Origin of the sequence: Bradyrhizobium murdochi (assembly GCF_000472965.1) — a bacterium.
GTDB classification, from domain to species: Bacteria; Pseudomonadota; Alphaproteobacteria; order Rhizobiales; family Xanthobacteraceae; genus Bradyrhizobium; species Bradyrhizobium murdochi.
The window spans coordinates 40825-55523 of sequence record NZ_AXAU01000005.1 but is presented as its reverse complement, the minus strand read 5'-3'; the positions used below and the strand labels follow the sequence as shown (position 1 = coordinate 55523).

Genomic DNA, 14699 nt, shown 5'->3' with positions numbered 1-14699 from the left:
ACCGAATCTGATCGTCTTTGTGATGCAAGACGTGGCGTAGCGTCGTTTGAGATCGTGATTTTGTCTAGGCAGCCACAGCCAGTCAAAACAAATTCAAATCAAGTGTTGCTTGGCCGCTGCACCCTCCGCGCGCAAAGGTCCCAAACTGGAACAAACGACTCTTGCCGAGATGGCGACGCAGCCACAGGCAAGAATCCGATTGCCGTTGACCGCGCGCGAAGACGCGGGCTTGAATCAAAAACGGCACGGGGGAGGAAACGATGGCTGACGATGCAGACGTAATTGTGGTCGGCGGTGGCTTGGCGGGACTGGTCGCGGCGACGGAGATCGTAGACGCCGGCAAACGCGTCATTGTCGTCGACCAGGAAGGCGAACAAAGCCTTGGCGGACAAGCCTTTTGGTCGTTCGGCGGATTGTTTCTGGTCAACTCTCCCGAGCAGCGCCGGATCGGCATCAAGGATTCGTTTGATCTCGCATTGCAGGATTGGATGGGCACCGCGGGCTTCGACCGCGACGACGATCATTGGCCGAAGCGATGGGCGGAAGCCTATGTCGCGTTCGCGGCCGGCGAGAAGCGCGACTGGCTGCGCTCGATGGGTCACCGTATTTTTCCGGTGGTCGGCTGGGCCGAGCGCGGCGGCTATGACGCGATGGGCCACGGCAATTCGGTGCCGCGCTTTCACGTCACCTGGGGCACCGGCCCCGGCATCGTCGAGCCGTTCGAGCGCCGCGCGCGCGAAGCAAAAAAAAATGGCCGGTTAACGTTCAAGTTCCGCCATCGCGTCGACACACTCATGATGGCGAACGGCGCGGTCGAGGGGGTCGGCGGCTCCGTGCTCGAGCCCGACAGCGTCGAGCGCGGCAAGAGCTCCTCGCGCCAGGTCGTCGGTGATTTCACGCTGCGTGCGCAGGCCGTGATCGTCGCTTCCGGCGGCATCGGCGGCAATCATGACATGGTCAGGCAGAACTGGCCGAAGCGTCTGGGCGAGCCGCCGAAATTCATGATCTCCGGCGTGCCCGAACATGTCGATGGCCGCATGATCGGCATCACCGAGGCCGCCGGCGCGCGGCTGATCAACCGCGACCGGATGTGGCACTACGTCGAGGGCATCCGGAACTGGAACCCGATCTGGCCGCGCCACGGCATACGCATCCTGCCCGGCCCGTCCTCGATGTGGTTCGACGCCACGGGCAAGCGCCTGCCCGCCCCGCTCTTCCCCGGCTCCGACACGCTCGGCCAACTGCAATACATCATGTCGACCGGCTACGATTACTCCTGGTTCATCCTGACCCAGAGCATCATCAAAAAGGAGTTCGCGCTCTCCGGCTCCGAGCAGAATCCCGACCTCACCGGCAAGAGCTGGCGCATGACCATCAAGCGCGCCACCAACAAGGGGGCACCGGCGCCGGTGGAAGCGTTCAAGCAGAATGGCGCCGACTTCATCGTGCGCGACAATCTCGGCGAACTCGTCAGCGCGATGAACGCGCTCGCCGGCAGCGACCTGCTCAAGCACGATCACATCAAGGCGCAGATCGAGGCGCGCGACCGCGAGATCACCAATCCCTATGTCAAGGACGCGCAGGTGATGAACCTGCACAATGCGCGCCGCTACATCGGCGACAAATTGATCCGCACCGCAAAGCCGCACAAAATTCTCGACCCCGAACACGGCCCGCTGATCGCGGTCAAGCTTAACATCCTGACGCGCAAGACGCTGGGCGGTTTCGAGACCGATCTCGACTCGCGCGTGTTCGGCACCAACGGCGAGATCATCAGGGGCCTGTACGCCGCCGGCGAAGCCGCCGGATTCGGTGGCGGCGGCATGCATGGCTACCGCTCGCTGGAAGGCACCTTCCTCGGCGGCTGCCTGTTCTCGGGGAGGAATGCGGGACGCGCAGCGGCAAAGGCGGCTTCCTGATTTCTTGCCGCGATGGCCGGGCTTGTCCCGGCATGGCGGCTCCAATCTCAATGCAAATAACGCAGTGGCGCATAGGACACGAGCGCGCTAAGTAACCGCCGCCCCCTATCAGGAGAACAATATGACCATCCAGCGCTTCGAAACCGGACCTCGCATGAGCCAGGCCGTCGTCCACGGCAACACCGTCTATCTCGCCGGCGTCGTTGCCGGCAAGGCCGCCGGCAAGAGCGTGACCGAGCAGACTCAGGACATTCTCTCGATCATCGACGGCCATCTCGCCAAGGCCGGCACCGACAAGTCGAAGCTCTTGTCGGCCACGATCTACATCACCGACATGAAGACCTTTCCCGAGATGAACGCGGTGTGGGACGGCTGGGTCTCGGCCGGCAACACGCCAGCGCGCGCCACCGTCGAGGCCAAGCTCGCCGCCCCGCAGTACAATGTCGAGATCATGGTGGTCGCGGCGAAGTAACGTCAGCCAACCGATACCCATCTTGCTGCCCCGGATTGCAGGCGCAATCCGGGGCATTTTCATCTGCCTTTCACGCGCTGATCCGTGCGCCCGTGACATCGCCGATATCAGCCTGAAGCCACCGGGCGATCCGGCGCCAGGAATGGCGCAAGGCCCTGCGCCCCATGAAAAGGCCGAGATGACCGCATGGCTCGGACGCCCGTTCCAGCCATGCCGGCGGCGTGCCCAAAAGCCGCGCGGTTGCGAACGCCTGACGGGGCGGGACAACGATGTCGTTCTCTCCCGCCAGCAGGAAGACCGGCACGCGCACCTCGGCGGGATCGATCCTGCGGCCGAGCGCGACGAAACGCCCTTCAGCGATCTGGTTCTCGCGAAAAACCCGGCCGGTCACCTCGAGATAATAGGCTCCCGGCAGGTCCAGCGTCTCGCGATCCCAGCGCTTGAATCGGTCCAGCAGCATGCGCGCCTCGTCCGATCCATCGCGAAGATTCCTTTGCAGCACGGCTTCGACGTCATGCTGGCTGAATGGAATGTTCCAGAACCGCAGCATGTGCTCGCCGTTCACGATCCCTTCACCCTGCTGCACCATCTGCTCGAAAGCGCCCTGCGGAAGTGCGGCCACCATCTTCGAAAGCTCTGACGGCGCGGAAACATCGACCGGCGCACCGGCGAGCACCAGCCGCCGCACCTTGCCGGGGAAACGAGCGGCGTAGACCAGCGACAGCCACCCGCCCTGGCACAGGCCGACAAGATCGACCGGCGCACCGATCTCGTCGATCGCCACATTGAGTTCGGCCAGATAATTGTCGATCGACAGGTGGCGCATTTCCGGCGTGGCCGAGCGCCAGTCCGTGACATAGATGCGGTTCATGCCGTCTCGTTGCAGCGCCCCTACCAGACTGTGGCCTGGCGCGAAGTCCGCGACCAGCGCGCCGTGCAGCGCATAGGGCGCGCAAACGAGTACCGGCTGCCCCGCATTGCCTCGCGAAAACGCCCGCAGCCGCATCGACGGAAGTTGCAGCGCCACGACGTTTGGCGTGGTCCAGGCCAGCGGCATCTGCTCCGGCGCGTGGGAAGGCGCGGGCTTGGGATCGGCGAACCATTGGGCGTAGCTGTCGAGCGCCAATCGCGTCGCTTCCAGCGGCCACAGCCATACCTGCGCCCAGTCGGCGCCCGCATGCTGCTCCGGCATCTTCGGCGTCTTGGGTTTCTCTGCCACAGCCGTTCCCCGATTGATCGTCCCACCATAATGAGGGCGGCAAGAGCCGATGTCGCATGCTTTTACGCCAGATCCGGCGCAGGCCCTAGCCCGATCGATCGTCGGAAATAGGTCAGCACCGCATCCGCAACATGCATGATTGCCAAAAATCGAAATCCTTGACCTCTGAGGTAATCGATTGGCGCGTCGGATTTTTCGATAGTCGGTCAGCCGGCCCATTCGGCCGAAACGAAGGAGAGCATGATGACCGACATCAACAAGATTGCCCGCACCTACATCGATCTGTGGAACGAGCGGACGCCAAGCCGCCGCCGCGAAATTCTCAGCCAGAACTGGACCAGCGATGCCCGCTATATCGACCCGCTGATGTCGGGCGATGGGCACGACGGCGTCGACGCGCTGATCGCGGGTGTGCAGCAAAAGTTTCCGGATTTCAGGTTCAGGCTGATCGGCGAGCCCAATGGTTTTGGCGACCACGTCCGCTTCTCCTGGGGCCTCGGCCCCGATGGCGGCGACAGCCCGATCAAGGGAACGGACTTCGCAGTCCTCAGCGACGGCCGCATCCGCAGCATCACCGGCTTCCTCGACCAGGTGCCGGCGGGGGCGTAGCCCACGCACAACTGTCATCCCCGCGAAGGCGGGGATCCAGTACGCCGCGGCTTATCGGTTCAATCACTGGCGTCTCTGGAATACTGGGTCACCCGCCTTCGCGGGTGACGACAACGGAGTATGAGGTGAAGTTCTCGCGACGCATTGCGCCCGAGGTTTGCATCTTCGCTTCGCCCTCTCCGATCAGAGGGCGCAGGGAAGACCGGGTGCGCGCCGCACCCGCGGTCTCGTGTGCAAAGTGCGCAAAAGAACATGCACACGAGCATACAGGTACAGCGGGAGCATCCCGGCCTTCCCTGCGCAATGGCTTTACGGCTTACTTCCGGAGAACGGCTCTTTTACCTCCGTCGCTGCGCAAAGAGTTTCACGCAGCTTAACGCCAGCACCGCGGCGCCCGAACCACACGACTTCGCCGTACGCTTCCTGCGCCTACGTCTCGCGCATTCCGCGTCCATCGCATCTCACCGCACGTTCGTGACGATCGCGAGCGCCCCTCAATGGGTGACGGCAGAGTGATGCGACTGATTTGCCCCTCACGCTAAGCGCATGGAAATTTCGCTTGGGCGCGAGGCTAATCAGTTCGCAACTCGTAGGGTGGGCAAAAGCGAAGCGTGCCCACCATCGGGAAACGTGCTCGATGATAGATGGTGGGCACGGCGCGAGGAGCGCCTTTGCCCACCCTATGGGTGGCTGAAAAATCGCTTGCTCGGAGCAAAACCTTCTGCTGCAACGATCGTCCGGCCGGCGCTGTTGCGACGCTGCGGAGCATAGAACCGGCGCGGGATTTACTTCGCTGAGCCGATCGAAAAACGGAGCTGACATGAGCATCGACCTGACCCGCCGCACCCTCCTCCACCTGGCCAGCGCCTCGTCGTTGAGCGCGGCCGCCACGGCGGCAGCGCTGGCGGAAGGAAGGGCCGACGGCGCTGCCGGGCCGACCTTCGCCAACCGCACGCCGATGCGGATCGGCATGGTGACCTTGCGCGTGCGTAATCTCGATCTCGTCGCCGATTACTATCGCGACGCCATCGGGCTCGCCGTTTTGCAGCGCACGGCAACCGGCGCCCGCCTCGGCGCGGGCGGCGTGCCGCTGCTCGATCTCACCCTGCGCGCGGGCGCCGCCAGCGAGGCGCGGAATGCCGCCGGCCTCTATCACACCGCCTTCCTGATGCCGACCCGCAAGGATCTCGCCCGCTGGCTGGTGCACGCCGCAACGAACAAGGTGCCGCTCTCCGGATTTGCCGATCATCTCGTCAGCGAGTCCGTCTATCTCGACGATCCCGAAGGCAACGGCATCGAGGTCTACGCCGACCGCGCGCCCGAAAGCTGGAAATGGGATGGCGGCACGGTCGCGATGGCGACCGACCCGCTCGATATCGGCGGCCTGCTGACGCTGACGAATCCGCGCATCTCCAACTATGCCGGTGCTCCCGACGGCCTTCGCATCGGCCACATGCACCTGCGCGTCGGCGACCTCGAACAGGCCGACCGTTTCTATGGCGGCGCCATCGGCTTCGACCCGACCCGCAAGCGCACCGGCGCTGCGTTCCTGTCGTCGGGGCGCTATCACCATCACCTCGGCATCAATGTCTGGCAGAGCGCCGGCGCTGGGCGACGGGATGATGCGGCCACGGGACTTGCATGGTTCTCGCTCGAAATCGCCTCGGAGGAGATCCTGCAGGCGCAGGAGCAGCGCTTGCGGCAGGCGAGCGCGCCGGCAACCGCTATTACGAACGGCATCGAGGCTGCCGATCCCTGGGGGACAAGGGTGCGGCTGATCAAGGTTTGAGCTATCTCAAACGAGCAGAATAACGCCATTGAGGTACCCGGCCCATGTCTCAGCACCGACGGGTTAGACTATTTCGCAACGGTCGCAATCAGGCGGTTCGTATTCCTGTGGAATTCGAACTACCTGGCGACGAGGCGATGATGCATCGTGACGGTGAGCGTTTGATAATCGAGCCGGTGCGCAAGCGCGGGTTGCTCGCTCTGCTCAAGACGATGAAGCCGATCGAAGAAAACTTTGCTGCGATTGACGATCCGATACTGACGCCGCCAAGAGGATAGATTGCATGAACTTGCCGATGAGCTGGGACGAATGGGCCGATCATGATGGCGTGGCACTGGCCGCACGTGTCGCGAAGGGCGAGCTGACGGCCAAAGAATTGGCGGCGCAGGCCGCCGCCGCCATTGCCAAGGTCGATCCCGCACTGTCGGGTGTCGTCGAAGTGTTCGAGGACGCGGTCGCCGATCCCGCCACCGATGGCACCAATCTCGGCGGCCCGTTTGCCGGACTTCCGTTCCTGATGAAGGACCTCGGTCCGACATTGAAGGGCCGGCTGCAGGAAATGGGCTCGCTGTTCATGCGCGGCAATCGCGCCACCGCGGATACTTTCCTGACGCGGAAGATGCGGGCGGCCGGGCTCAATCTGATCGGGCGCACGACTACGCCGGAATTCGGCGTCTGTAGCTCGGCGGACAATCCCGCCGTCTACGTTACCCGCAACCCCTGGAATACCGACTACACCACCTGCGGATCGTCTGCCGGCAGCGCTGCGATGGTCGCCGCCGGCGCGGTGCCGATCGCGCATGCGACCGATGGCGGCGGCTCGATCCGGATTCCCGCCGGCGTCAACGGCAATATCGGACTGAAAGTCTCGCGCGGCGTGTTCTCGCTGTCGCCGCACCTCTCCGATTTGAGCGGACTGGTTTCGATTCAAGGCTGCCAGTCGCGCACGGTGCGCGATACCGCGGCCTTCGTCGATGCCTGCCGCGGTCCGGCACCGGGCGAATTCATGCCGTTCTGGAGTCCGCCGGAGCCGTATACGCGGATGATCACACATGATCCTGCCCGGCTGAAAATCGCGCTGTCGTACCAGTGGGGCGATTATCGCGCGACGCCGCATATCGCAGCCGAGCTGCAGAAGGCTGGGCGCTTTCTCGAAGGCCTCGGCCATCACGTCGATTACGCCCTGCCCGATCTGGACTATGGGGAAGCCTTCGCGGCGCAGACCACCTGCTACATCAGCAATTTTGCCGTGGTGATCTCCAACATGCTGGCGGCGCGCGGCCTCGAACAGCCGCCGGAAGATCTGATCGAGCCGATCAACATCCGGATCTGGGAGCATGGCCGACACACGTCCTACGCCGACCGTGCCCGCATGCAGGCCGTGTTCAACACGACCTCGCGCGGCTTCGGCGCGTTCTTCGAGGACTGGGACATTATCCTGACGCCGATCACCGCGCTGCCGACGCCAAAGGTCGGCACCACCGAATATCTCACGATCAGCGACAATCCCGACGTGCTGAACTGGTTCGGCAATCTCTGGCGCAATTTTGCCTTTACCCCACTCGCCAATCTCTGCGGCATCCCGGCGATCTCGCTGCCGCTCGCCACCCACGAGCACGGCCTGCCGCTCGGCATCCAGGCCATCGCGAAGCAGGCGAATGACGGGCTGTTGCTGCAACTCGCGGCGCAGATCGAGCGCGCGATCGGTGGCAAGTGGAATGGGGGGCGCACGTCCGGCGTTCATGTGACGAGGGATTGAACAGCGCGCAAGTCAAACAATAGCATGTGGACTCGATTTTGATTAGGGCAGCGCGAGAGGGAAGCGGCATCGCCGGGTAAGCAGGAGAGAAGGCGGGCGCTCGACCGATGGTACGATTTCGAGAAGAAGGCGACCGAAAAGGCCTGAGGGAATGGTGTGAAGTCAATGGGCTAACGATCCGGAACAGAGACCAGCCGGAGCCGGACCAGCGTTGACCTGACCTGTTGGTCTCCCGGATTATTCCGTTAGCTGGACCGGCAACGTACTGCGGCCAGCGGCCGTCGCATCCCACCAGTCGCCCAGGGCGTCAAGCAACGGCACGAGCTTGAGACCGGCCGGCGTCAGATCATATTCCACGCGCAACGGATATCCCTCGAACTCACTGCGCTCGACAATGCCAGCTTCCTCCAGCTTGCGAAGCTCCAGGGTGAGCATCTTGTGCGAGATGGTGGGGTTGTCCCTGCGCAGGTCGCTGAACCGTTTCGTGCCCTGCTTCAGATAGTAAATCAGCAAGCTGGGCCAGCGACCGCTGATGACCTGCATCACTTCTTCGATGGGACAGCGGGAGACGAGATCTTTCATCTGATCACTCGTGGTTACAAAAAGGTGCGTAATTTACTTGGGCAGCGCCATCCGTAGATTCCAGTCACGCTGCGCAGCGTGATCGGCAGAAATCACGGAGAACATACCAATGGAACCGATTCTTGTTTATGGCTTCCCGGCCGGAAGCTCGATGGGGCTCGTCGCCGCCCTTGAATGGCTTGGCAAACCCTATCGGCTGTGCCGCGTCGATATGCTCGGCGAGATGCGCGACCCTTCCTATGCCCGCATCAATGCGCGACATGAAACGCCGGTCTTGATCACGGATGCAGGGCGGGCGCTGACCGAGACGATGGCGATCGCCGCCTGGCTCGAGGCAAGAGACAGCGAGCGGCGCATCAGCTTCGCACCGCTTTCGCCGGAAGCAGACCGGATGCATCAACTGATCGGCTTTGTTAACACGGGCTTCACCGGCGCCTTCGCGCCGTTGTGGGCCGCGATGGAGATGGCGAATCCGAACCCGCAAATGCAGGCATCGCTACGCGAGTTCGGCGCCGCACGGGTGATCGAGCGGCATGACAAGCTCGAAGCCATGATCGGGGATCATCCTTTTCTCATGGGTGAGCGCCCGACGCTGGCCGACGGCATTCTGGTCGGCGTCGCGCGATGGCTCGACTTCCATCAAGTCGCCGATCCGGCACGCTGGCCAAAACTCGCCGCGGTGCGCCGGCGCATTGAGGCCGACCCCGCCGTCATCTATGCAACGGCACTGGAGAGCGGAGACATTGGTTCGGGACTAGGCGCTTGTGTCGGCCATATCCCACTCGCGGATATTATCGAGCGATTCGGCGACCGAGGTTACAACCGCGGCTTGGCAGCATCATCCTAAGCGGCGCGCGATCGCGGCGAGTGGAACGCCGGGAAGCAGCCCGGCGTCCACATGACGATTGGTCGAACGGCCGACGCGACAAGAACCTCTACTTCCACTTCGCCAGATAGAACCGCGGCAGTTCGTCCGGGTATGGCGTGAAATCGAGCTGCTTGGAGTGGCCGTAGGTCGTCACATAGGTGTGCAGCGGCGCCCAGTAGGCCTGCTCGGTTATCTTCTTGATCGCCGCCGAATAGGCCTCCTTGCGCGCTTCCGGATTGATGGTCGACCCGCCCTGCACCAACAGCTTCTGCACCTCGGGATCGCGCGCATAGTCGTCGGCGCCGCCGTCGAAGAAATTGGGCATGATGGCCGAGACGTCGTTGATCGAGTAGCTGCCCCAGCTTCCGAGATAGGCGCGCAGCTCGCCCGCCTTGGCGCGCTGGATCAGCGCCGCGGTCTGGAGCTGGTTGAGCTTGGCGCGGATGCCGACGGCGTGCAGGTAGTTCTGCACCGATGATCCCCATTGCGGGAGTACATAGCTTGCGAGCTCCACGTCAAAGCCGTCGGGATAGCCGGCTTCAGTGAGAAGCTGCTTGGCCTTTGCCGGATTGTAGTCGTAAGCCACCGCCGCTTCGGCATCGCAGCCGAACTGCGACGGGAAGCAGGGCGCGGCGGGAACGCGGCTGCCGCCAGTGACGAGCTTCTCGGCAATCGCCTTGCGGTCGATAGCGTGCCAGATCGCCTGGCGCACCTTCTGCTTGGTCAGGGGATTGTCGGCGCCGGTGCGGCCCGCGGAGTCGAGCGAGAGATAGCCGATCCGCATCGATTCCTTGCGCACCGCCTGCAGATGCGGCATCCGGTTCACGGACTCGAGCTGGTCCGGATTCATGTTCCAGATCCAGTCGGCGCGGCCGGCGAGCAATTCCGTCATCTCGGTCGCGGCATCAGGCACGAAGCGCACGCTCATCTTCTTGATCGCAGGCTTGCCCTTGGGACTGCCGGCCCAATAATCGTCGAACCGCTCGAAGTCGATGGAAACACCTGGCTCCACCTTGGTGATCTTGTACGGACCCGCGCCGACCGGCGCCTTGGCGTAGCCTTCCGCACCGACCTTCTCGCGATAGGCCTTGGGATAGATCGGCAGCACCAGCGCGAAATATTCCAGTGCCGCCGGATTCGGCCGCTTCAACGTGACGCGCACCGACAGATCGCCGATCTTCTCGGCCTTGTCGATCCAGTTGTAATTCGCTGGCGTCGACACCCGACTCGCCGGATCGGCCACGAGGTTGATCGTGTAGACGACATCAGCAGCCGTAAGCTCGCTGCCGTCATGGAATTTGACGCCCGGCCGCAGCGTGAACTCGATCGTGGTCGGATCCGGCAGCTTCCATTCGGTTGCGAGTAGCGGTTCCAGCTTGAACGTGTCCGGATTGCGGTAGACGAGCGCGTCCCAGCCCTGGTGATGCATCACCACGCCGGTGCGCAAATTGTTATAGAAGGGATCGATGTTGGGCAGCGCGTCGCGCATCACGATCCGCAGCGCGTCGGCGGATTTCTGCGCAGAAGCGGGCAAAGCAGCGACACCCGACAGAACCGCCGCCAGAATTGCAACGCCGAGCTTTTTTTGCATACGCATATCGCTCTCCATTTTTTCTATTACAGACGGCGCAAAACACGCCCTATGCCAAGTGACATTCTACCATCCCCCGGGGCGGGCGGACCATGGGCTTTGGCGCCTCATGACGGCAGCGTTCGACCGCGATGCGGCAGCGCGGGTTGAACCGGCAGCCCGGCGGAATATTGGACGGATCCGGCATGGCGTCGCCGAGGCCGATGTCCGGTACGCCCTTGCCCGGCTCCGGCGTCAACACGCTTTCCAGGAGCGCCTGGGTGTAAGGGTGGCGGGGCTTTCGAAACAGCGCGTCGGTTTCGTTCCGCTCGACGAACCGGCCGAGATACATCACCGCGACTTCGCTCGCGACATGCTCGACGACGGCGAGGTTGTGGCTGATGAAAAGGTAAGTCAGCCCGAGGTCGCGGCGCAGGTCGGCCAAGAGATTGAGGATCTGCGCCTGCACCGAGACGTCGAGCGCACTGGTCGGCTCGTCGCAGATCACGATCCGCGGCTCCAGCACCAATGCGCGGGCAATCGCCGCGCGCTGGCGTTGCCCGCCGGAAAGTTGCGCCGGCATGCGCTCACCCATCGCAGCCGACAGGCCGACGCGCTCGAGAATGCCGCCGACCCGGCGCTCGATCTCGCCGCGCGAGAACGTGCCCTGGGCGGCAAGCGGCAGCGCGACGATATCCTTGATGCGCCGGCGCGGATTGAGCGAGGCGAACGGATCCTGGAACACCGGCTGGATCAATCGCGCCCGCGCCTTGCGGTCGAGGTCGAACAGGCGCTTGCCATCGACCAGCACGCTTCCCCCCGTCGGCTTGAGCAGCCCGAGGATCAGGCGCGCCAGCGTGGATTTGCCGCAGCCGGACTCGCCGACGATGCCGAGCACGCTACCGGCCGGCACGCTGAAGGTGACATCGTCGACCGCGACCACGCGCTTTTCCGCCGACATCAGCCCGGTGTGGACGCGGAATTCGCACCGCAGGTTCTCGACCTCGATCGCGGCAGTCATGCGGGTTGCAGCTCCGCCCAGTCCGGCTCGAGCCGGCAAAGATAATCATGCGCATCGCCCGCCTGATGCCGCGGTATCGCGCGCGTGCAGGTTTCGTCGGCGTGCGCGCAGCGCGAGCGAAAGGCGCAGCCGGCAAAGCCGGGCCCGATCGCCGGCACGACGCCGGGGATCGAGCCGAGCGGCCGGTCGCGCTGCACGCGGCCGGGCACCGGCACGCAGGACAGAAGACCGCGGGTGTAGGGATGCTGCGGCGCGCGGAACAGGTCCGCAGTCGGCGCGCGCTCGACCACCTCGCCGGCATACATGACCGACACGTGGTCGGCGACGCGCGCGACGATGCCGAGGTCATGGGTGATCAGCAGGATCGAGAGGCCGAGCTCGCGCTTGAGACCGGCGAGCAGCCGCAGGATCTGCGCCTGCACCGTGACGTCGAGCGCGGTGGTCGGCTCGTCGGCGATCAACAGTTCCGGATCGCACATCAGCGCCATCGCGATCATGACGCGCTGGCGCAGGCCGCCGGAGAGCTGGTGCGGAAACTGGCCGAGCCGCATGCCAGGCGCGGTGATGCCGACGCGGCCCATCAGTTCGGCGGCGCGGTCAAGGGCCGCCGCGCGCGAGCCGCCCTTGTGGCGCGTCATCACCTCCGCCATCTGCGAACCGATGGTGAAAGCCGGATTGAGGCTGGTCATCGGCTCCTGAAAGATCATGGCCATGCGGTTGCCGCGCAGGCGCGCCATCTCGCGGTCCGACAACGACGTGAGGTCGGTGCCGGCGAAGCTCATCTTTTTCGCCGAACGCTGGCCGCCGCGGGCGAGCAGGTTCATTACCGCGAGCGCCGTGACCGACTTGCCGCAGCCGGACTCGCCGACCAGGCAATGGGTCTCGCCCCTCTCGACCCGGAACGAGGCGCCGCGCACCGCCGCGGTGCGGCCGAACGTTACCTGAAGCTCCTCCACGTCCAAGAGCGCACTCATCGCAGCCGCTCCGCGCCGAGCAGATTGCGCAGCCCGTCGCCGACCAGATTGATGCCAAGCACCAGAACTGCCAGGGCTGCGCCGGGGATCATGATCACCCAGGGCGAAAAGAACATGTAGTCCTTGCCCTCGGCGATCATCAGCCCCCAGGACGGCAGCGGCGGCGGCACGCCCAGCCCCAGGAACGACAGGGCAGCCTCGAGCAGGATGGCCAGCGCCATCTCCAGCGTTGCCACCACGGCAAGATGGCTCGCTATGTTCGGCAAAATCTCCTTGATCAGGATGTGCGGCATCGAGGCGCCGGCGCACCAGGCCGCACTAACGTAGTCGTGGTTGCGAACCTGCATGGTGGTCGCGCGCGCGACGACCGCGAAGCGGTCCCATAACAACAGCCCGAGGGTGGCGACGACGAGCCCGAGGCCCGATCCCATCAGCCCGACCACCGCAAGCGCGACCAGCACGACTGGGATCGACAATCGCGTCGTGATGGCGAACAGCACGAAATCGTCGACACGGCCGCCGAAAAACCCGCCGAGCACGCCGAGCGTGATGCCGATCAGCCCCGACGTGATCACCGTCATGATGCCGATAAGGAGCGAAATGCGCGCGCCATAGACCAGCCGCGCGAGATAGTCCCGGCCGAGCTGGTCGGTGCCGAGCCAATGGCCCGGCTGGGTGCCCTCCATCCAGAACGGCGGCTTGAGGCGATTGCCGAGGTCCTGGGTGAACGGGTCCTGCGGCACCAGCGCGTTGCCGACGAGCGCCGCCGCAACGACGAGCGCGACGATGGCAATCCCGATCGCAAAGCCGGCGGCGCCGATGCGCGAGCTACCTATGCTCGAAGGCTGCGGCGCCTGAATGGCAATCGGCTCGCTCATCCGGTCCTCAGCCTCGGATCGAGCAGCGCATTGAGGATGTCGGCCAAGAGCGTGAGGCCGATATAGAACACGGCCAGCACCAGCACCACCGCCTGCACGACAGGGAAATCATTCTTGGCGATGCTCTCCCAGCCGAGATAGCCGACGCCATGCAGCGCGAACACCGTTTCGATGACGATGGAGCCGCCCAGCATGAAGCCGAGCTGGACCGCGGCGATCGACACCACGGGGATGGCGGCGTTGCGCAGCGCGTGCTTGAAGATGATGCGCGCCCGCGACAGGCCTTTGGCGCGCGCGGTTCGGATGTAATCGGAGGCCATCGCCTCGATCATGCCGGAGCGCGTCAGCCGCGTCAGCGCCGGGATCGCGGTGAAGGCAAGCACGATACCGGGCATCACGAAATGCTGCCAGGTGCCAGTGCCCGAGATGGGCAGGATGCCGAGCTGCAGGCCGAGCACGATCATCAGGATCAGCGCCAGCCAGAAGCTCGGCACGGCCTGCCCCACCATCGTGAACAGGGTGACGCCGCGATCGATCCAGGTGTTTTCGCGCAGCGCCGCCAGGATGCCGAGCGGAAGCGAGATCAGCAAGGCGAGGCTTAAGCCCACCAGGCCGAGCGTCAGCGTGATCGGCAGGCGCTTCTGGATCAGGTTCGCCACGCTGTCCTTGAAGAAATAGCTCTGGCCGAAGTCGCCGACCATGGCGCGGCCGGTCCAGGCGAAGAACTGGACATAGAGCGGGCGGTCGAGGCCATAGGCCTTACGCACGATTTCGACGTCGGCCTGCGTCGCCTGCGGACCCGCAATCGAAACCGCAAGATCGCCCGACAGCCGCGTCAGCAGGAATGCAAGCGTCATGACGGTCAGCGCGACCAGCACACCGAGAGCAAGACGCCGGGCAATCAGACGCAACATCAACAAACTCCAGCGCCGACCGGCGCGCAGGCGCATTCCTCGGGTCGGCGAAGCAAGGGCAAGTGTCACCAAACTGTCGTCCCATGCAAGGGACGATTGCAACGATTTCCCAACGCGACGCCTGC

General features: G+C 64.2%; 14 protein-coding genes. 7 read left to right on the top strand and 7 right to left on the bottom strand.

The features are described from left to right. Positions 1-260 precede the first annotated feature (260 nt). Together YUO_RS0114820 and YUO_RS0114815 are read left to right on the top strand one after the other, a co-directional pair. Positions 261-1919 (top strand): FAD-binding dehydrogenase, encoded by a 1659-nt coding sequence (locus YUO_RS0114820; RefSeq protein WP_028347976.1) that lies wholly within the window; start codon positions 261-263, stop codon positions 1917-1919. Between the two features lie 121 nt (positions 1920-2040). Continuing rightward, positions 2041-2391 carry a RidA family protein gene (locus YUO_RS0114815; RefSeq protein WP_028347975.1) on the top strand — a complete coding sequence of 117 codons (351 nt, stop codon included), beginning with the start codon at positions 2041-2043 and terminating at the stop codon, positions 2389-2391. Positions 2392-2461: 70 nt separating this feature from the next. On the opposite strand, the gene YUO_RS0114810 is transcribed toward YUO_RS0114815, so the two are convergent. Next, positions 2462-3583 carry an alpha/beta fold hydrolase gene (locus tag YUO_RS0114810; protein ID WP_083754604.1) on the bottom strand — a complete coding sequence of 374 codons (1122 nt, stop codon included), beginning with the start codon at positions 3581-3583 and terminating at the stop codon, positions 2462-2464. Positions 3584-3853: 270 nt separating this feature from the next. Here YUO_RS0114810 and YUO_RS0114805 point away from each other — a divergent pair, with 270 nt between their 5' ends. From YUO_RS0114805 to YUO_RS0114790, 4 genes are all read left to right on the top strand, one after another. Beyond that, entirely contained in the window at positions 3854-4219 is a 366-nt protein-coding gene (locus tag YUO_RS0114805; RefSeq protein ID WP_028347973.1) for a nuclear transport factor 2 family protein, read from the top strand. A gap of 820 nt (positions 4220-5039) precedes the next feature. Then, positions 5040-6008: a VOC family protein gene (locus YUO_RS0114800; protein ID WP_028347972.1), complete on the top strand. Its 969-nt coding sequence runs from the start codon at positions 5040-5042 to the stop codon at positions 6006-6008. Between the two features lie 44 nt (positions 6009-6052). Continuing rightward, positions 6053-6286: an antitoxin gene (locus YUO_RS0114795; protein WP_028347971.1), complete on the top strand. Its 234-nt coding sequence runs from the start codon at positions 6053-6055 to the stop codon at positions 6284-6286. A 5-nt stretch (positions 6287-6291) separates the two neighbouring features. Next, positions 6292-7767: an amidase gene (locus YUO_RS0114790; RefSeq protein WP_028347970.1), complete on the top strand. Its 1476-nt coding sequence runs from the start codon at positions 6292-6294 to the stop codon at positions 7765-7767. A 237-nt stretch (positions 7768-8004) separates the two neighbouring features. Here YUO_RS0114790 and YUO_RS0114785 read toward each other — a convergent pair whose 3' ends face one another. Further along, a complete protein-coding gene (locus tag YUO_RS0114785) occupies positions 8005-8349 on the bottom strand; it encodes a winged helix-turn-helix transcriptional regulator (RefSeq protein ID WP_028347969.1) in 345 nt (114 codons plus the stop codon). A 109-nt stretch (positions 8350-8458) separates the two neighbouring features. Between YUO_RS0114785 and YUO_RS0114780 the strand changes: the two genes are divergently transcribed. Further along, the gene (locus YUO_RS0114780) at positions 8459-9196 is read left to right on the top strand and encodes a glutathione S-transferase family protein (RefSeq protein ID WP_028347968.1); all 738 of its coding nucleotides are present in this window, start codon (positions 8459-8461) and stop codon (positions 9194-9196) included. Between the two features lie 88 nt (positions 9197-9284). Here YUO_RS0114780 and YUO_RS0114775 read toward each other — a convergent pair whose 3' ends face one another. From YUO_RS0114775 to YUO_RS0114755, 5 genes are read right to left on the bottom strand one after another with little or no spacing between them, the layout of a single operon-like run. Then, on the bottom strand, positions 9285-10814 hold the full coding sequence (locus YUO_RS0114775; protein WP_198028034.1) for an ABC transporter substrate-binding protein: 1530 nt from the start codon (positions 10812-10814) through the stop codon (positions 9285-9287). A gap of 43 nt (positions 10815-10857) precedes the next feature. Continuing rightward, on the bottom strand, positions 10858-11808 hold the full coding sequence (locus YUO_RS0114770; protein WP_028347966.1) for an ABC transporter ATP-binding protein: 951 nt from the start codon (positions 11806-11808) through the stop codon (positions 10858-10860). Beyond that, positions 11805-12782, bottom strand: coding sequence for an ABC transporter ATP-binding protein (locus YUO_RS0114765; protein WP_028347965.1), 978 nt, complete (start codon positions 12780-12782; stop codon positions 11805-11807). The genes YUO_RS0114770 and YUO_RS0114765 overlap by 4 nt, the downstream gene beginning before the upstream one ends. Next, positions 12779-13660, bottom strand: coding sequence for an ABC transporter permease (locus YUO_RS0114760; RefSeq protein WP_028347964.1), 882 nt, complete (start codon positions 13658-13660; stop codon positions 12779-12781). The genes YUO_RS0114765 and YUO_RS0114760 overlap by 4 nt, the downstream gene beginning before the upstream one ends. Beyond that, complete coding sequence (locus YUO_RS0114755) at positions 13657-14574, bottom strand: ABC transporter permease (protein WP_028347963.1); 918 nt, start codon at positions 14572-14574, stop codon at positions 13657-13659. Before YUO_RS0114755 ends, YUO_RS0114760 begins: the two co-directional genes overlap by 4 nt. Positions 14575-14699 lie beyond the last annotated feature (125 nt).

Excerpts from the sequence above, each read along its gene's own strand:
- YUO_RS0114820 (WP_028347976.1), top strand. The coding sequence starts at position 261 with ATGGCTGACGATGCAGACGTAATTGTGGTCGGCGGTGGCTTGGCGGGA.
- YUO_RS0114815 (WP_028347975.1), top strand. The coding sequence starts at position 2,041 with ATGACCATCCAGCGCTTCGAAACCGGACCTCGCATGAGCCAGGCCGTC.
- YUO_RS0114810 (WP_083754604.1), bottom strand. The coding sequence starts at position 3,583 with ATGCCGGAGCAGCATGCGGGCGCCGACTGGGCGCAGGTATGGCTGTGG.
- YUO_RS0114805 (WP_028347973.1), top strand. The coding sequence starts at position 3,854 with ATGACCGACATCAACAAGATTGCCCGCACCTACATCGATCTGTGGAAC.
- YUO_RS0114800 (WP_028347972.1), top strand. The coding sequence starts at position 5,040 with ATGAGCATCGACCTGACCCGCCGCACCCTCCTCCACCTGGCCAGCGCC.
- YUO_RS0114795 (WP_028347971.1), top strand. The coding sequence starts at position 6,053 with ATGTCTCAGCACCGACGGGTTAGACTATTTCGCAACGGTCGCAATCAG.
- YUO_RS0114790 (WP_028347970.1), top strand. The coding sequence starts at position 6,292 with ATGAACTTGCCGATGAGCTGGGACGAATGGGCCGATCATGATGGCGTG.
- YUO_RS0114785 (WP_028347969.1), bottom strand. The coding sequence starts at position 8,349 with ATGAAAGATCTCGTCTCCCGCTGTCCCATCGAAGAAGTGATGCAGGTC.
- YUO_RS0114780 (WP_028347968.1), top strand. The coding sequence starts at position 8,459 with ATGGAACCGATTCTTGTTTATGGCTTCCCGGCCGGAAGCTCGATGGGG.
- YUO_RS0114775 (WP_198028034.1), bottom strand. The coding sequence starts at position 10,814 with ATGCGTATGCAAAAAAAGCTCGGCGTTGCAATTCTGGCGGCGGTTCTG.
- YUO_RS0114770 (WP_028347966.1), bottom strand. The coding sequence starts at position 11,808 with ATGACTGCCGCGATCGAGGTCGAGAACCTGCGGTGCGAATTCCGCGTC.
- YUO_RS0114765 (WP_028347965.1), bottom strand. The coding sequence starts at position 12,782 with ATGAGTGCGCTCTTGGACGTGGAGGAGCTTCAGGTAACGTTCGGCCGC.
- YUO_RS0114760 (WP_028347964.1), bottom strand. The coding sequence starts at position 13,660 with ATGAGCGAGCCGATTGCCATTCAGGCGCCGCAGCCTTCGAGCATAGGT.
- YUO_RS0114755 (WP_028347963.1), bottom strand. The coding sequence starts at position 14,574 with ATGTTGCGTCTGATTGCCCGGCGTCTTGCTCTCGGTGTGCTGGTCGCG.